Annotated in this window: 19 protein-coding genes, 1 other RNA gene and 1 riboswitch; of the genes, 11 read left to right on the top strand and 9 right to left on the bottom strand. The window is 40.3% G+C overall.

What is annotated here, in order from left to right; genetic code table 11:
- Positions 1–93: 93 nt before the first annotated feature.
- A complete protein-coding gene (locus ACFSMW_RS15420) occupies positions 94–477 on the bottom strand; it encodes a sigma-w pathway protein ysdB (protein WP_390357126.1) in 384 nt (127 codons plus the stop codon).
- Positions 478–610: 133 nt separating this feature from the next.
- Between ACFSMW_RS15420 and dut the strand changes: the two genes are divergently transcribed.
- Complete coding sequence (gene dut / locus ACFSMW_RS15415; RefSeq protein WP_390357124.1) at positions 611–1,045, top strand: dUTP diphosphatase; 435 nt, start codon at positions 611–613, stop codon at positions 1,043–1,045.
- A gap of 42 nt (positions 1,046–1,087) precedes the next feature.
- On the opposite strand, the gene ACFSMW_RS15410 is transcribed toward dut, so the two are convergent.
- Positions 1,088–1,267: a YjzC family protein gene (locus ACFSMW_RS15410; RefSeq protein WP_390357122.1), complete on the bottom strand. Its 180-nt coding sequence runs from the start codon at positions 1,265–1,267 to the stop codon at positions 1,088–1,090.
- A gap of 208 nt (positions 1,268–1,475) precedes the next feature.
- Between ACFSMW_RS15410 and ACFSMW_RS15405 the strand changes: the two genes are divergently transcribed.
- The gene (locus tag ACFSMW_RS15405; protein ID WP_390357121.1) at positions 1,476–2,561 is read left to right on the top strand and encodes a M42 family metallopeptidase; all 1,086 of its coding nucleotides are present in this window, start codon (positions 1,476–1,478) and stop codon (positions 2,559–2,561) included.
- A gap of 39 nt (positions 2,562–2,600) precedes the next feature.
- On the opposite strand, the gene ACFSMW_RS15400 is transcribed toward ACFSMW_RS15405, so the two are convergent.
- The gene (locus ACFSMW_RS15400) at positions 2,601–3,218 is read right to left on the bottom strand and encodes a lytic transglycosylase domain-containing protein (protein ID WP_390357119.1); all 618 of its coding nucleotides are present in this window, start codon (positions 3,216–3,218) and stop codon (positions 2,601–2,603) included.
- 393 nt (positions 3,219–3,611) lie between these two features.
- Between ACFSMW_RS15400 and ACFSMW_RS15395 the strand changes: the two genes are divergently transcribed.
- The 7 genes from ACFSMW_RS15395 to ACFSMW_RS15365 all read left to right on the top strand — a co-directional run bounded on the left by ACFSMW_RS15395 (position 3,612) and on the right by ACFSMW_RS15365 (position 7,635).
- Positions 3,612–4,259, top strand: a complete 648-nt coding sequence (locus tag ACFSMW_RS15395; protein WP_390357118.1) for an SIMPL domain-containing protein — start codon at positions 3,612–3,614, stop codon at positions 4,257–4,259.
- Positions 4,260–4,309: 50 nt separating this feature from the next.
- Positions 4,310–4,684, top strand: a complete 375-nt coding sequence (locus tag ACFSMW_RS15390; protein WP_390357117.1) for a VOC family protein — start codon at positions 4,310–4,312, stop codon at positions 4,682–4,684.
- 244 nt (positions 4,685–4,928) lie between these two features.
- Positions 4,929–5,186, top strand: a complete 258-nt coding sequence (locus tag ACFSMW_RS15385) for a hypothetical protein (protein ID WP_390357115.1) — start codon at positions 4,929–4,931, stop codon at positions 5,184–5,186.
- Between the two features lie 10 nt (positions 5,187–5,196).
- Positions 5,197–5,724, top strand: coding sequence for a GNAT family N-acetyltransferase (locus ACFSMW_RS15380; RefSeq protein ID WP_390357113.1), 528 nt, complete (start codon positions 5,197–5,199; stop codon positions 5,722–5,724).
- Positions 5,717–6,271, top strand: coding sequence for an HAD-IIIA family hydrolase (locus ACFSMW_RS15375; protein WP_390357111.1), 555 nt, complete (start codon positions 5,717–5,719; stop codon positions 6,269–6,271). The genes ACFSMW_RS15380 and ACFSMW_RS15375 overlap by 8 nt, the downstream gene beginning before the upstream one ends.
- A 114-nt stretch (positions 6,272–6,385) precedes the next feature.
- Positions 6,386–7,207 (top strand): aminoglycoside adenylyltransferase domain-containing protein, encoded by an 822-nt coding sequence (locus ACFSMW_RS15370; protein WP_390357109.1) that lies wholly within the window; start codon positions 6,386–6,388, stop codon positions 7,205–7,207.
- Positions 7,208–7,242: 35 nt separating this feature from the next.
- Entirely contained in the window at positions 7,243–7,635 is a 393-nt protein-coding gene (locus ACFSMW_RS15365; RefSeq protein WP_390357108.1) for a hypothetical protein, read from the top strand.
- Between the two features lie 13 nt (positions 7,636–7,648).
- Here ACFSMW_RS15365 and ACFSMW_RS15360 read toward each other — a convergent pair whose 3' ends face one another.
- Positions 7,649–8,161 carry a spore coat protein gene (locus ACFSMW_RS15360; RefSeq protein WP_390357106.1) on the bottom strand — a complete coding sequence of 171 codons (513 nt, stop codon included), beginning with the start codon at positions 8,159–8,161 and terminating at the stop codon, positions 7,649–7,651.
- A gap of 167 nt (positions 8,162–8,328) precedes the next feature.
- Here ACFSMW_RS15360 and ssrS point away from each other — a divergent pair.
- Positions 8,329–8,514: non-coding RNA, 6S RNA (ssrS, locus tag ACFSMW_RS15355), on the top strand.
- Between the two features lie 348 nt (positions 8,515–8,862).
- On the opposite strand, the gene ACFSMW_RS15350 is transcribed toward ssrS, so the two are convergent.
- On the bottom strand, positions 8,863–9,354 hold the full coding sequence (locus ACFSMW_RS15350) for a QueT transporter family protein (RefSeq protein WP_390357104.1): 492 nt from the start codon (positions 9,352–9,354) through the stop codon (positions 8,863–8,865).
- Positions 9,355–9,360: 6 nt separating this feature from the next.
- Positions 9,361–9,406: riboswitch (PreQ1 riboswitch) on the bottom strand.
- Between the two features lie 99 nt (positions 9,407–9,505).
- Between ACFSMW_RS15350 and ACFSMW_RS15345 the strand changes: the two genes are divergently transcribed.
- Positions 9,506–10,018: a DNA-deoxyinosine glycosylase gene (locus ACFSMW_RS15345; protein WP_390357102.1), complete on the top strand. Its 513-nt coding sequence runs from the start codon at positions 9,506–9,508 to the stop codon at positions 10,016–10,018.
- 201 nt (positions 10,019–10,219) lie between these two features.
- On the opposite strand, the gene ACFSMW_RS15340 is transcribed toward ACFSMW_RS15345, so the two are convergent.
- From ACFSMW_RS15340 to ACFSMW_RS15325, 4 genes are all read right to left on the bottom strand, one after another.
- A complete protein-coding gene (locus tag ACFSMW_RS15340; protein WP_390357100.1) occupies positions 10,220–10,894 on the bottom strand; it encodes an ABC transporter ATP-binding protein in 675 nt (224 codons plus the stop codon).
- A gap of 28 nt (positions 10,895–10,922) precedes the next feature.
- Positions 10,923–12,065 carry an ABC transporter permease gene (locus ACFSMW_RS15335; protein WP_390357099.1) on the bottom strand — a complete coding sequence of 381 codons (1,143 nt, stop codon included), beginning with the start codon at positions 12,063–12,065 and terminating at the stop codon, positions 10,923–10,925.
- Positions 12,065–13,255 carry an ABC transporter permease gene (locus tag ACFSMW_RS15330; protein ID WP_390357275.1) on the bottom strand — a complete coding sequence of 397 codons (1,191 nt, stop codon included), beginning with the start codon at positions 13,253–13,255 and terminating at the stop codon, positions 12,065–12,067. Before ACFSMW_RS15330 ends, ACFSMW_RS15335 begins: the two co-directional genes overlap by 1 nt.
- Positions 13,256–13,348: 93 nt before the next feature.
- Complete coding sequence (locus tag ACFSMW_RS15325) at positions 13,349–14,941, bottom strand: hypothetical protein (protein WP_390357097.1); 1,593 nt, start codon at positions 14,939–14,941, stop codon at positions 13,349–13,351.
- Positions 14,942–15,172 lie beyond the last annotated feature (231 nt).

The following is a 15,172-nucleotide window of genomic DNA, read 5'->3' as shown; positions in this document are numbered from 1 at the left end:
TTGAAAAAATATGCAGGGTTTCTGAAATAACGCTCTTTAGCATGTTAATTAACCCAAAAAAACTGCTCATTATTTTGTGTGAGCAGTTTTTTTCTAGCTGAAGAGTTGATCAATAGGATGTTTCCATTCAATTTTAGCGTGTGGATAGCGTATCAATATTTCCTTTTCAATAAAATAGAGATCTTCACGTGTCATACCACTCAGTTCCATCGGATTTGAGATGGTCACGCTGATATTGACTACTTCAAAAGCATCTTCCGTCGTGCCTAGATATTTCTCACCCTCAAAACAGGCCCCCTGATATACCACATGAAAATTCTTCTGGCTATTGTGACGATCGTCCATAAAGAAAAAAGCATCAGAATTTTTTGCGGCATGCAATCGTCTTTGTGGATTGCGAAGGTATTTCACCAGGGTGAATATGAGCAGTACGAAAGAAATTAAAATGAGTATGCGGAAAAGAACTAAAACAAACATTGTCAACCGTCTCCCACGAATCGTATTAGTATCTCTATACGAAACAGTATCAGCTAGGGTTTCACTATTTTCCCGATTAAATGGTACAATTTACACTGGCTTTGAAATAATTTACCAGGAGGATGAATCTACCATGCTTTACCCCTTGAAAGTGAAATTAATACATGAAGATGCATTGCTGCCATACCAGGCCAATGAGGGCGATGCTGGTTTTGACGTGTACGCGATTGAAAACAAAATGATCCCTGCCGGGGAATCCGCATTGATTCGAACTGGACTGCAGGTGGAATTGCCTGAAGGAACAGAAGCCCAGATCCGGCCTCGAAGCGGTCTGGCACTTAGACATGCCGTCACTGTGTTGAACAGTCCTGGTACAATTGACGAGGGTTATCGCGGAGAAGTCAAGATCATATTGATTAACCATGGGAAGAACGAATTTATTGTGGAGAAACATATGAGAATCGCGCAAATGGTCGTCGCCCCCGTACTTCGTGTCAAACTGGAGCAGACAGATATATTATCCGATTCGGCAAGAGGCGAAGGCGGATTCGGTTCCTCTGGGAAATGACATTTAAAACACGCTGACAAAATGTTAGCGTGTTTTAAGGAATCATTCGTTTTTTTCATATGCCCAAACGCGGTCATGATTGGAATTCTGCGGGAATCTATCACCTGCACGCAATCGGATCATTTTTGGATTTTTCACGTTGCTGCCTGTTTCACCAATCTCTCTATAAACGCCATTATTAGGTACTTTTTGACCAAAGCGGTAATGCGTAAATTCACCCATATCCAACACTCCTTTGGTAATGATTCTACATGTAGTATGGCTATTTGAAGCTGACAGCATACAAAAGAATAGTGTGTATCATATAAACATGTAATGTTACATACAAGAGAAGGAGAACATGTCATTAACGCTTTTATTTGAATTCCATTATAATAGAATGTGAAAAGGAACTTTAACTTTTCTCACTTTAAAGGAGGGTCTCATACATATGTCTAAATTGGACGAAACATTGGAAATGCTGAAAGACTTGACCGACGCTAAGGCTGTTTCTGGCAACGAAAGAGAAGCTAGAGATGTGATGTCACGCTATATCAAGGACTATGCGGATGAATTGTATACAGATAACCTCGGCAGTCTGGTTGCTAAAAAAACTGGCGCTGAGAACGGACCGAAAGTCATGGTTGCCGGCCATTTGGATGAGGTCGGATTTATGGTGACCAGGATAGATGAGAAAGGATTCCTCTCTTTTCAAACGATCGGGGGATGGTGGAGCCAAGTCATGCTTGCGCAGCGAGTTACCATTCTGACAACTAAAGGAGAAGTTACTGGCGTTATTGGCTCCAAACCGCCACACGTACTTTCCGCTGAAGCTCGGAAAAAACCAATTGATATCAAAGATATGTTTATTGATATCGGTGCAGGCAGTAAAGAGGAAGCAGTTTCTTTCGGGGTCAGACCAGGTGATTCAGTCGTACCTTATTTTGAATTCACCCCCCTCAAAAACGAAAAGCTGCTGCTTGCTAAAGCGTGGGATAATCGTATCGGCTGCGCAATTGCCATCGAAGTACTGAAAAGCCTTAAAAATGAATCACATCCGAACATAGTATACGGGGTTGGTACCATTCAGGAAGAAGTCGGACTTCGCGGTGCAAAAACTTCCGCTCATTTGATTGAGCCGGATATTGCATTCGGAGTGGATGTCGGCATAGCAGGGGATACACCGGGCATATCAGATCATGAAGCTGACAGCAAGCTTGGGGATGGTCCGCAACTGATTCTGTACGATGCTTCCATGATATCCCATAAAGGTTTACGTGAGTTGGTCGTTGGGACTGCGGAAGAACAAAACATTCCGTATCAATTTGCATCTATTCCTGGCGGCGGAACTGATTCGGGTTCCATTCATTTAACTGCAAACGGGGTACCTGCATTGTCTATCACGATTGCAACACGCTATATTCATTCCCATGCAGGAATACTGCACCGTGATGATTTTGAAAATGCGGTGAAACTAATTGTTTCAGTTATTAAGAAGCTAGACCGTGAAACAGTAAACAAAATTACGTTTGATTAAAAGACAAGCCACCATCTGATTTTGGATGGTGGCTTCATCTTATGCCAGATAGCTATTCATGACATTTTTAACATAACTTTGCGTTTCAGCAAAGGGAGGGATGCCATTATATTTATCTACATTCCCTGGTCCCGCATTATAAGCAGCGAGAGCGAGTTCAATATTGCCGCTATATTTTTCCAGCATATTTTTTAAATATTTCGTTCCGCCAGTTATATTTTGGACAGGGTCATATGGATTTGCCACACCCAGCCCGCTGGCTGTAGCGGGCATCAATTGCATCAGTCCCATCGCTCCAGCACCGCTTCTTGCATCCGGGTTAAAATTGGATTCCTGTTTGATGACAGCTTGAATCAGCTTGGGGTCGATACCGAATTGGCTGGCAATTTCATTAATTTGTGAATCGAAATTACCTGTAAATTCCATACTCCTAAGCGGTGCCGATGCAGGTGCTTCCGGTATGTTCACCGGCCGGTATGGAGAAGTTTGCTCGTTCATTTGAACCGTTTGGTGTTGCGCCGCATCTATCTTTTCCTGAAGTAATTGTTTAAACGCTAAATCGATAAAAGGAGAATAGCTTGAAAGCGAATTTCCCTGGGATGCGTTCATTGGAAAAGTTTGTTGCTGAATGAATTGCTGCAGTTGCCTGAGTTCCATTTTTACACTCCTATGTATGTATGCAATCACTTCGTAAAATAAGTTCTTATATCTAGTATAAACGAAATGATAGAAGGAATTAAGCACTATTTTCATAAAAAAAAGGAATAAATAAGATTTGACATATATTTGACAAATTAACTTTACCCAGCTAAAATAATGAAAATATTAAAAAAACATGGGCGAATTGGGGGTGGGGTAAGTCTGGCTATTCATGCTAGATGAAATGTATTCTAAAGCGGTTCCTAAAACCTGCACAGGGCCGGGACATGCCCAGTTATTGAACAAGCAGGTTCATGGAGATGATGTTGCGTACCGTACGTTCATGAGACTCGCATTTCCCGCATAGTATATTAGAAAACGTGAAATGCTCGCGGGAGAGGTGGAAACAGAATGCAAGAGGCCTACTTAAATTTTCAAAAGGACCGGGCAAAGAGTATCCAGGTAAATGGCAAGGCAAAAATCGCAGTAGAGCCTGATACTGTTATTGTCAGTTTGGAGGTTTATACGGAAGAATTATCGTTAGGGCAAGCACAGCAAGAAAACGCACAAAACATGGAGAAAGTGATCCACGCCTTGTTGAAGCACGGTGTTGGACAACCTGATATACAGACTACAGTTTTCACGGTTTATCCTATATATGACTATGTGGAGGAAAAGCAGGTATTTCGGGGCTTTGCAGTCAGTAATGAACTGACCATTTCGTCTAACGATATAGAAGCTGCTGGAGAGATTGTTGATACAGCAATAAACAATGGCGCCAATCGTATTTCAGAAATTCGTTTTTCTATTGATAATCAAGCCTATTTCTACAAGCAAGCATTAATCATGGCATTGGAAGACGCAGTATCTAAATCTTTGGCAATAGCGGAAAAGATGCAGCTTCGTCTGGCTCCTTATCCTGTTAAAATAGATGAAATAACTAATGAGCCGCCGCAAATGCATGGACAAGCTTTTGCATTAGCTAACAAAAATACGACACCAATTGAGCCAGGAAAAATTGTAATAGCGGCAGAGGTCAATGTGCAGTTTCAATATTAATAGAAGATTTTAGCAAATTAGACGCAGTTCATAGTGGGGGCGAGGAATTTATGAGACCAGTTAGTAACCAAATACCAGCAGTATTTATCCATGTGCGGGATCTGAAAAAATCGGTAAAATGGTACAGTGAGATATTTGGCCTTCATGTTGATTTGGATACGGTCGTATCCCCGGTACACAATGTACCAATGAAAGGAGGGACCGGATTGACATTGGATGATCACACTTTTGATGACCAGTTCACACATCAACCGAGCCCGAACCCGATTGCAAATTTTTTGGCTGCTGATATTGATGAAGCCTATGAATTTTTACAACAAAAGAATGTGAAAATTGTTCGGGAAATTGAGCGGATAGGAAAAAAATTTGCCTGGTTCAATTTTTCTGATCCGGATGGCAATGTGTTGATGGTTTGTACATGTTGAGGTGCAGGAAGTATGGTGCAAATATTTATTGCGTGGCTGATATTTTGAGTGTCAGACTCTCCGCATCACGTTATATTGGCACTTTCCAAACTCTTGTTTATAATAACTGATTATGAGAGATTAAGGGAGTTGATGGATTGCGAATATTTCAGTTCAAAAAAGCCAACGGAAAAAAAATCAGTCAATATGGTTCCGAATTTGTGATCTCTCGGGTATTGCTTTCAACCACAAGTGTTCAGATAAATTGTATGTATTTAGATGCGCAAGGTGTGATAGGCTATCACGATGCGACGGTATCTCAGCTCATGTTGATTATGGAAGGCCAAGCAATAGTAAAGGGGGGGAAACTGATGTTGGACAGCAAGTCGGCAGCGGTACGGCAGTTTTTTGGGTGCAGGGAGAGGGGCATGAAACATATTCAGAATATGGAATGACAGCCATTGTTATCGAAGGAAAAGAATTGGACCCGGCAAGTTATATGGTAGAAGAGCAATGGAGATAGGAGGAATTGAATGATTATAAGATTGGCAGAGGAAAATGATGCAGCTGGAATTGCTAAAGTGCATGTGGATAGCTGGCGCACGACATACAAAGGGATTGTACCGGATGAATTTTTATTCAAGACGCTGACATATGAATCACGCTTGAAAAACTGGCAAGGAAATGTTAGCCAGCGAAAGGTGTTTGTCGCAGAAGACAAGCAAAAAGGGATAGTAGGATTTGCTGGAGGGGGCAAGGAAAGAAGCGGGGAATATCCAACATATAGAGGGGAACTGTATGCTATCTACATATTGAAAGACTTTCAAAGAATGAATATTGGCAGAAAGCTGACGGCTCGTGTGATGGATCAGCTGGTTGATGCTGGCTTTCATTCTATGTTGGTGTGGGTACTGGAGGAAAACCAATCCAAATCTTTTTATCAGGAAATGGGCGGCAAATATGTCGATTCAACAACAATTCAGATAGGCGGAAAAAGTCTGAGTGAAGTAGCTTTCGGATGGGAAAATCTGCGTGAATTACAAGGGTTCAAAAATGATTGAGGCGGTATTTGTAGATCGGGATGGTACGATCGGCGGTGGAAAAGGAGTTTTATATCCAGATGAATTCAGACTTTTTTCTTACGTGAAGCAGACGATCCAGCGTATCAAAGAAGCAGGTATAACTGTTTGCTCATTTACGAATCAGCCTGGTATCAGCAAAGGGGAAGTGAAAAAAGAACAGTATAATGAAGAATTATGCAGGTTTGGCTTTGATAAAGTCTATCTCTGCCCCCATACGAACGAAGAAGGATGCCAGTGCCGTAAACCGGGTACAGGTATGTTATTGCAAGCTGCTGAAGAAAACAATTTTTCTTTAAAGCGTTGTGTAGTTGTTGGTGACAGATGGACTGATATGCTAGCAGCGCAGAGAGCGGGATGCAGAAAGATCCTTATCCAGACAGGGGCTGGCAGGGAAGCATTAACTGGATACCTGCAAAGAGAATATGTAGGTGAATGGGCTGCTGTGACGTTGGACCATATTGCATCGAATTTTAAAGAAGCTGCAGCATGGTTATTGGATAGGCAGAAAATGGAGGATGGCACCTGAAATCGCCTGGAAATCCTTTGAAGAAATCAAGTCTTTTACGCTGTCTTTCCCGAAATTTAGAGAATGGATACTGAATGATATCTAGGGTAAGGAAAAAAAGCAGAGGTGGATGAAATGGAGCTGCTATTATTTTTGGAGAAATTTACTGCAAATGTTAGTTCCATTTTAAAGGAGAATCTTGTAGGCATTTACCTACATGGTTCCGCGTCGATGGGATGTTATCGGGAGGGTACTAGCGATATAGATATACTTATCATTGTTTCAAATCCGCTAAGTTTAGTAGTAAAACGAAAGCTGATCACTGTTGTTCTGGAACTGGAAGAAAAGGATCCGCAAAAACAAACCGAGTGGAGCATCTTGTTAAAGGCAGATCTGGACCATTTCAGTTATCCAACCCCTTTTGTACTGCATTATTCCAAGATACATAAAGAACAATACATATTGGATCCCAGTTATTCCTGTGCGAATGACGTGGATCCGGATCTGGCCGCACATATTGTTATGACCCGTAAAAGAGGGAAATGTCTGGCTGGTGGGGAGATCTGCCAGGTGTTCCCGTCAGTTCCTGATGAATATTATATACGATCAATTGTGCATGATGTGAAAGATGCAGTTAAAGAAATGGACAATAATCCAGTGTATTATATATTGAATTTATGCCGTGTTTTATGTTATTTGCGAAATAGGTCTGTTCTTTCCAAAAAGGAAGCAGGCGATTGGGCGTTACAGCAACCGTATTTATTGGATAACAGCCATATTTTCCATAAATGTCTGCATGCATATGAGCATGGTTTAATATATGAATATAATCGGGAGGAACGAAACGAGTTAAAACGGCTTGCAACTTATATGCTGGAGGAAATAAGTTCAAAGGTGAATGATCATTTCAAAAATATGCAAAAAAATGGTAAGAAAAATATAACCGGCCATATATAATGCGGGAAATGATTGCCCTAATGGAGTGGATAACAATGCGGGGGAGAAGGGGAGCAGAAATAAGCGTAACGATTAAAGATTGTCAAATAGAAGATATCCAAACGCTTGAGCAACTTTTTCCTGTTATAGCTGATGAACAAGATTTATTGCGCAGTGTGCTAACAAGTCCTAACTTACAAGCTTCCTATATAGCATATATTAATGGGTCTCCGGCTGGTCTGGCTATCGCTTGGAAAAACAGTTTTCATCCAACTTGTACGTATATTCGGATATGGACAGATCCAATATACGAACAGTTCGAGGGGAGGAAAAAACTGCTACAGAAGTTGAGGCAGCTAAAAGGAAGTCCGCTGCAAACTTCTTTATGGGAAACAAATACTATCATGAAGGCTAGAAACGGGTATTTTCAAACCCCAGCTTTCGTATAGCCGGGGTATCATTTTAGTTTTCCATTCTCATTTCCAATGCTTGTTGTGCGTTTTTCATGTCATGTTCTAAAAGCTTGTGTAAATCGTATGCTGGATATAGGCCATTTTGATACATGTATTCGAAAATGTCAGCATGCATTTTGATACAGCTTTGCATTTGGCTGACAAGCGTCTGGCGAAGTGTGGCGGTTGCTGTTTCGGTGATGGCATTGGCATATGCTTTTACTGCTGCTTTAGAGAATGAGAGCGCTTCTGCAGCATAAAAACTATTGCCGATTTCACGGAAACATTCTGGATTATCGTCTTCTCTAGGTGCCATAGAATAAAATTTCATCAGGGTTTCCAAATGATTCCCTAGCGTTTTCATCCCTTGTTGATAAATTTTTTTCAGTTCTTTATCCTTTATCTCGGGTGTGAAGTTTTTCATTTTCATCAATGCTGTGGACTGCATGGCGACAAGCTCGTGTATCTCCAATGTTTCATGCCATGCAAGATGATCAGGTCTTCTTTTACGTGATTCACTCATTGCTTTCCTCCTAAGCCTTAGTCAATGTCACTATATTCAATTACAAAATCCATGATACCCCAATTGGTAAAATGGGCTCTGCAAGATGAAATGCAGCAGCCGGAAAAAGATTTTTAAATAGCATTCTTTTCCATTGATATTTTGAGGATTACATCGTAAAATAAATACATAAGCTGCGATGTACGTATTTACTTAAGTTTTAACCTCTAATTGTAGAATAGGGAGTTTTAAATTGAAGTTCAAATGCCGAGCCGTTATTAAAAGCGGAAGGCAGGAAAACTTCTGCAAACACCCACTTGGTGAAGTGGTGGTTTAAAACTTTTTATGAATAGTACGGCACTCGTGGCTGTAAACAAAAAACCAGTTCCTCTAGAGGAATTGGTTTTTTGTTTATCATGAACTTTAATAGACATGAGGAAATGTGTCGTCATCATTAGTTGTTCATTGATTATCCTTTCTGATTTTCACATATACAGGCACAAGTGTCGTTCTCTTATATTTAATTTTGCTGTTGGAATGGTTTTCTTTACGGCGGATATTACGTCGTTTTAAAAAAGAATGAATATCCTCATGCGAAATAGAAGAAGGCAAAACTAAAAATGAGCTCGATACAATATCGAACTCATTTTGTACAAGCGGTTTAACGAACTCACCATGAGGATGTTTTAGGAAGTAATCTAACATGACTGCTATCACTTTGTTTATATAAGCTTGCTAAAATGCACTTTTTTGTTCATGGCGTACATAATCGGTATACCTATTGCCATGATCGCGAATTCTCCGGCGGCCGTTGTCAGCCAGGACCAGAAGAAAGGCAAATCAAGTGCGATTTTTAATTCGAACGCGATAATGAACATATTGCATGTAAACACCAAAGAGTTTACAATCATATGTGCAATCTTGTTCTTGATATACTTGCCAAGCAGGATGACAATCCCCAGCGAGATAGCCGAATGTCCTACTCCGAAAATTAAATCGAAGACTCCTGTCGGGGAAAAGATGTTCGCCAGGAACACGCCCACAACGATTCCAAAAAAATATTTCTTGTTAAATACAACAAGATGGTTGAATATCTCGGGTATCCTGAACTGGATATTAGAGTATGCTAATGGTGGAAAGATTAGTAATACCAATGAAACAGCAACATATAATGCGGCCGTGACACCATTGACTACCAGTGTTTTGCTATTCATTTACTTCACTCCCTAGTTTTTTTAGCGTGGGATGGTCTCGAACCACGGTTTGGCAAATAGCAAACTACTATATTATATACGAATGGACGTTAAATGCAAGAAACATTGTCTTAAATCGAAATATATTTTCAGAATTGAAGAGGTGATAGGATTGACAGCAAAAGAAAGGTTACAATCCATGGCACCAGTGCTTCCGGAAGAACCGCGCGTTCTCATTTTAGGTAGTATGCCAAGTGAGTTGTCATTGAAGCATCAACAGTATTATGGCAACCCGCGCAACCACTTTTGGCCGCTGATGCTCCAATTGTTCGATAAACCGGAAACCACAGTGTATGAAAGCAGAATCCAGCTACTAAAGGAGCATCATATTGCACTATGGGATTCCATTGCCAGCTGCTATCGAAAGGGGAGCTTGGATGGGAACATCACTGAGGTTGAACCGAATGATATTGTCCGCTTATTAAAAACATATCCTACCATTAACGTGATTGCTTGTAATGGCACGAAATCATTTCAGGTATTCCAAAAACATTTCGGCTCGTACAGAGAGGTGGCGACTAGAGATGTGCTTCGTTTGCCATCGACTAGTCCGATACCTGGACGTTATACCAAGACATTCCCTGAAAAAGTGGAAGTATGGCGGCTTATATTGCGGTACTTGTAACTGTTTTGTCTGCGTCTGATCAAAAATGGGCAAGAGACTTCATTGGTTATTTTTTGAAAAGTATCATGTTAATTTGGAAGTAAGTTTTAAACTCAGCTGATACTATTCAGCATTTATCTCTATTATTGGTCATAAAGTCACGCTTGAGAAATATCTCCTCCGAAAAATTGTAGAGATATTTAATGGCATTTTGATATGACATTAATGCATTACTTCAATATTTTTATTCGCTTCGGCAAGTATATCCCTATAAAATGAATCTTTCCCAATACAGATGACTCGGTCACATAGACGTCTGATTTCATCCATGTCATGTGATGTATAAACAATCACTTTTCCTTGTTCTATGGACTGCTTTTTTAGAAAATTGCCGATCTCCATGCGAGATTTCAGATCGATGCCGACAGTTGGCTCATCCAACAGCAAGATTTTCGGATCATGAATCATACTGATAGCCATGTTCAATTTTCGCTTCATTCCGCCGGAAAGTGTTTTTACCGGCTCATTCCATTTGTCCAGTTCCATGTCTAAGCATAGTCGTTTCAAAGAACTCAAGGTCTTGTGCTGCCAGGAAAGTTTTTCAAAAAAGAGCATATTTTCTTTGACGCTCAGCGCCTCCCATAACGCAATATCCTGCGGAACAAATCCGATGCGCTTTCTGGCTCTTTTGTTGTCCTTATGAACGTTCATTCCTTCAAGTGTGACAATGCCGTTGGAAGGCCTATCCAACGTTGCCAATATTTTAAGCAATGTGGATTTGCCTGCACCGTTTTCCCCGACTAGGCCGACAACTTCCCCTTGGCTGATGGAGAAGCTGATATCGTGCAAGATGGTTTTATCACCGTAATGTTTTGTAATGCCCGCAGCTTGAAGCATTATGTCACTCCTTTCTCATCATACTTGCTTATTTCTGATCAACTTGTGTTCTTTGCTGCAGATAATACCAACTGACAATCACCAAGATACATATCGCTGGCAAATGATAGTTTATTGTACCGTGAAGGAAATCATACAACGGGTTCACCAATGGAATCCATGGATATTTTCCAATAAGGTTGTCCAGCGGGATAATGGCACCTCCAGCAACCGACAGCAGCAGGGTGATTGCGATTGCGATGCTATAAAACAGATAGGAGTTTTTAAATAGTAGTGCTAGCAAAAAAGCACCAGACGACAATAAAATTTGGAAAGCGAACAGACTTGGAAATATCGTAAAACTAAAATTTGACTGCATAACAAGGTGGAAAATGAAAACAGCAGCAAAATTGAAACATGTCTGCAGAACAAAATATAATATTGCGTTATTAATAAGATAGCCGGGATAACTGAAACGTATGAAAGAAAAACGGAGAAATACATCATTCTCTTTTTCTTTGATCAACCAGTCGGATAGCATGAAGGTAATGAGCAAGTTCCATAAAGCCCATATTGCCCATACGTCCAACATTACGCTATCGTTTGACTCTATCCCGGATGCAGAAGGAAGGTAAGAAAATGTCGATAAGAATAAGTTTTCTTCTTTCTGCACCTGTTTACTCGTTTTGACGATGGCATCCCATGTCCAATGCTGCCGGGTTTTTGCTGAATCTGAGAGACGTTTTACAGTATAAGCGGCTTTAGAGCGGCTGGTCTCCTGCTGGACAAGGGAAATAATCATTTCCTTTACTGGCGAATATGCAAATGATAAATCAGAATGGTAGCCGGAAATTAATTGATCACGATTTCCTGCACGAATTTGTTCTTCAAACCCTTTGTTGATGACAAATACGCTGTCCAGTTTATGAATCTCCAATAAATGTAGTGCTTTTTCTTTCTGAAGATGCTGGACTTGCAGCGTTCGTTCAGTACCAATTTCCTTAAGCAGCACTTCGGCTAAGGGTGTGTTATCCTCAGTGACAATTCCTATGGGAACTTTGGCTTCTTTTTCCGCACTTTGCAACAGAGAGCTAATCAATATCGTACCGATAATAGGTAATGCAAGCCAAAACAGCATTCCCACCCAGTGTTTCTTCCAGTGCATCCATCTTGTGAATAAAATATCTTTCATTACGACATTCGCTCCTTCCATGCAGAGCTAATGGCCATTAGCAATGCCCCTGCAAAAGCGGACCAAAACAACAATGAAAAGTCAGCATACAGCCGCTGATTGATGGTGATTTCCTGCAGCCAATGGAGGGCCCGGCTGCCAAAAACATAAGACAGCCATCGCTGAAGCATCAATGAAAAATATATCGCCGGGATGATGGCTCCACTTGCGACCAATAAAAAAAATACAATAACATATTGTAAAACCAATGCCAGTTTTTCGGAGTGGATCACATTTTCCAAAATAGCGAGAATTTCCAATAAACAAATACCGAACAATAGCATGAGCAGGATTATACGCCCGTAATCTGCAAAGTTTAGTTCAATGTTGGTATAATGAGCAATCCCGTACAATATGGGCATGCTGACTATAGTCACAACTCCTAAAGTGACGGCCATTCTGGAAATATGCTGCTGCAGACTGCTAACGCCATATAACTTCATCCGCTGTCTCATTTTTGCTCCGGATTGTTTGTACAGTAATTGAAAGACTAATAAAAACCAGACAGTGGTGAGGATGAACCAGCCAGTGATTCCAAAATATTGTGTTGGTGCGGCAGTAGCTTGGTTGGTAATCTTTTCCTCGGATAGTATCTGATCTTTGCCAATGACATAAAGTAAAAATTCTTTAAACTGCGCAAACATCAGTTTGCGTCTATCCTTATCTGGCATGCCAAGCTTTTTGGCATACTGATCGATCGTCAGTATATTGGCCTGAGAGGTGGAGATATGTCTTGCAACACTGTCGATCAATTGCTTGGCAAGCCGGCTGTCTGTACGCTTTTTTGGATTCCCGACAACGTTGATGTTTACTGGTATCCCATGGTAGAGATTTTCAGTGAATGAAGCGGGCAGGACAATATAAGCACTTATTTTGTTTGCTTTCACTTGCTGTTTTGCCTCTTTTTCTTCTAGTGCTTGTATTTGCAGATAACTTCCTAATTGCGAGGACTCCTCAATCAATTTAACGATCATTTGTGTTTCTTTGGACCGATCCTGGTCAACAAGACCTACTTTAATACTGGATGATTGATCTGTTGTGAACAAGGAAACTGTAATAAACCCCAACATGGTTATCAGGACAACTGGAAAAAGCAAAAGAAGAGGAAGTGTAAGCCACTTCCTCCGTACTTGCCTAAAATCGGTTTTCATAAATAAGCATATATGTTTAAAAAACCGCATGTATACCAACTCTCATTTCACTCATAATCTTACAGCTTTGCCACTGTTGGTGTTTTGCTGCTGCTAAAGGCCAGGGCCGACCATTTGCATGAAGTATTGCTGCGCTTTTTGAGAAACATCATTCATAAAATACTGCTCGATTTCATCAAGCTTCATATTGCCCAGGTCTTTGACATTATCTTCTTTAGGAAGTGTTACTTTCTTAATGGTTTTAGCTGAATTTTTAAGGTTGAGAGCAATTTTTGTGCCTTGGAGGAAATCGCCGTCTAAAGTCAGTTTATGATTGGATTTCATTTGATCCTTGTCATAATCGGCATCACCAGTCCAAATCAGACCGCCGCTTTCGTCATTCTCCTTGAATGTAAACTTACGTTCAAAATCTCTTTTACCGTCTTTTAATGTTTCGTCGGCATCAAAATCGATTTCTGTATCAGCTACTGTCAGTTTGATGGCGTTTTTAATCTTCCCATCCTTGTTCGATAGGGTACCATCTATTTTTAAATCCCCCTCATCGAACTGGTCCTTATAACCGAATGTATAGGCGAATTGCTGTTTCTCTTTTTCCAGTGTCTGTGTACCTTTAACATGGAATGTGCCTAATTGGTCCTTATTGGGTCCCGCCTTAATAGAAAAGTCTCTTTTCACGATCAGTTTGTCGTTCGTCCAAATGGTTGATGTCATGCCATCAGGAATTTTGATGTCTTTCAAGCCTTTATTTGCATCCTTCATTGCCTGCTCGAAATCTTTGATCATCTCATCAGTCATGGCGTCCATTCCAGCAGTTTGCTGCGGTGCGAATAAGCCAGCACCAAATTCCTGCATCTGATATTGGTCTTTAATGATTTTCATCAGTTTTTTATCTTTAGATGCTTTTGTAAATACGTTGGATAAGATGGTTTTTAATTGTTTTTCCGTCAAATGCATCTTTATTTTTTCTGTTTTGACCGATTTCCCATCCACATCGATTTTTTCATCCGATGTGTTGAATGCATCATCTGGCAGATCATCATAAATCATACCAAGATATTCTTTTTTCAAGTATTCGATATCTTCTTCAGGAAGCGTGTTCTGTTCGAAAAATTTACCAAAATCAAGTGAATCATCCAATTTGATGTCTGGATTTTCTTCTTCTATCAGTCTTGCAAGATCATTGTCCTTGATTTGCAGCAATTCATCCAAAAAGGGAAGCTGAACACTGAGTTTATCCTTCGTCAGGTAGGTAGAAATATCCCCAGTTTTAATCTCCCCCATGCTTCCGTTGACAGTTAATGAGGCCAGCTTGTCTTTTTGATCGTATTGTGTTGAAAGATTCAATTTTGAATTGTTGATGAACTGTTCTGGGCTGAACATACCCCCGGTTGAAAACCCGCTGGTGGGAGATTCATAGTTTCCAGTAATCTCCATATCCGATTTGACTGGGTTTTCCTTTGACTTCTCATACCAATCCATTTCAGGAGCATATTGTTCTTTTACATGCTCTGCAACATGGTCAAATGATTCTTTCTCAGCAAGGAAGTATTTCTCCTTCGGTGATTTGTTTAATAGTGCAAATGCAGCAACTGCACCACCGATAATCAGTACTGCAGCGATAACAATAGCAAGAAGTTTTTTGGATCCCCCTTTACCATGCTGATTTTCTTTCATTGTTTCGTCCATGATTTTACCCCTTTCCATTCCCCCAAGTTCATATGTATTTTTGTTGGGAATAAATATACCTCGTATATACTTCCTCATTCTATACAATTACGATATCTAGGGTCAATCAGTTTCAGAAAAATATTAATTCTTGCCGCTGAACGTGTGTTATCTTTTTGAAAACGAACGATAAAAAAAGGGTAGTTAGCACTATATATTTAATGAATATATGATTTGTTTGAGATTTTAATC

Source organism: Tigheibacillus halophilus (genome assembly GCF_042683165.1).
Taxonomy (GTDB): Bacteria; Bacillota; Bacilli; order Bacillales; family Amphibacillaceae; genus Tigheibacillus; species Tigheibacillus halophilus.
Note: the sequence above shows the minus strand (reverse complement) of the source record. Positions and strands in the feature narration are given on the sequence as shown.

Bases quoted from the DNA above. Each gene is read 5' to 3' on its own strand.
- ACFSMW_RS15420 (WP_390357126.1), bottom strand. From the start codon at position 477: ATGTTTGTTTTAGTTCTTTTCCGCATACTCATTTTAATTTCTTTCGTA.
- dut (WP_390357124.1), top strand. From the start codon at position 611: ATGCTTTACCCCTTGAAAGTGAAATTAATACATGAAGATGCATTGCTG.
- ACFSMW_RS15410 (WP_390357122.1), bottom strand. From the start codon at position 1,267: ATGGGTGAATTTACGCATTACCGCTTTGGTCAAAAAGTACCTAATAAT.
- ACFSMW_RS15405 (WP_390357121.1), top strand. From the start codon at position 1,476: ATGTCTAAATTGGACGAAACATTGGAAATGCTGAAAGACTTGACCGAC.
- ACFSMW_RS15400 (WP_390357119.1), bottom strand. From the start codon at position 3,218: ATGGAACTCAGGCAACTGCAGCAATTCATTCAGCAACAAACTTTTCCA.
- ACFSMW_RS15395 (WP_390357118.1), top strand. From the start codon at position 3,612: ATGCAAGAGGCCTACTTAAATTTTCAAAAGGACCGGGCAAAGAGTATC.
- ACFSMW_RS15390 (WP_390357117.1), top strand. From the start codon at position 4,310: ATGAGACCAGTTAGTAACCAAATACCAGCAGTATTTATCCATGTGCGG.
- ACFSMW_RS15380 (WP_390357113.1), top strand. From the start codon at position 5,197: ATGATTATAAGATTGGCAGAGGAAAATGATGCAGCTGGAATTGCTAAA.
- ACFSMW_RS15375 (WP_390357111.1), top strand. From the start codon at position 5,717: ATGATTGAGGCGGTATTTGTAGATCGGGATGGTACGATCGGCGGTGGA.
- ACFSMW_RS15370 (WP_390357109.1), top strand. From the start codon at position 6,386: ATGGAGCTGCTATTATTTTTGGAGAAATTTACTGCAAATGTTAGTTCC.
- ACFSMW_RS15365 (WP_390357108.1), top strand. From the start codon at position 7,243: ATGCGGGGGAGAAGGGGAGCAGAAATAAGCGTAACGATTAAAGATTGT.
- ACFSMW_RS15360 (WP_390357106.1), bottom strand. From the start codon at position 8,161: ATGAGTGAATCACGTAAAAGAAGACCTGATCATCTTGCATGGCATGAA.
- ACFSMW_RS15350 (WP_390357104.1), bottom strand. From the start codon at position 9,354: ATGAATAGCAAAACACTGGTAGTCAATGGTGTCACGGCCGCATTATAT.
- ACFSMW_RS15340 (WP_390357100.1), bottom strand. From the start codon at position 10,894: ATGCTTCAAGCTGCGGGCATTACAAAACATTACGGTGATAAAACCATC.
- ACFSMW_RS15335 (WP_390357099.1), bottom strand. From the start codon at position 12,065: ATGAAAGATATTTTATTCACAAGATGGATGCACTGGAAGAAACACTGG.
- ACFSMW_RS15330 (WP_390357275.1), bottom strand. From the start codon at position 13,255: ATGAAAACCGATTTTAGGCAAGTACGGAGGAAGTGGCTTACACTTCCT.
- ACFSMW_RS15325 (WP_390357097.1), bottom strand. From the start codon at position 14,941: ATGGACGAAACAATGAAAGAAAATCAGCATGGTAAAGGGGGATCCAAA.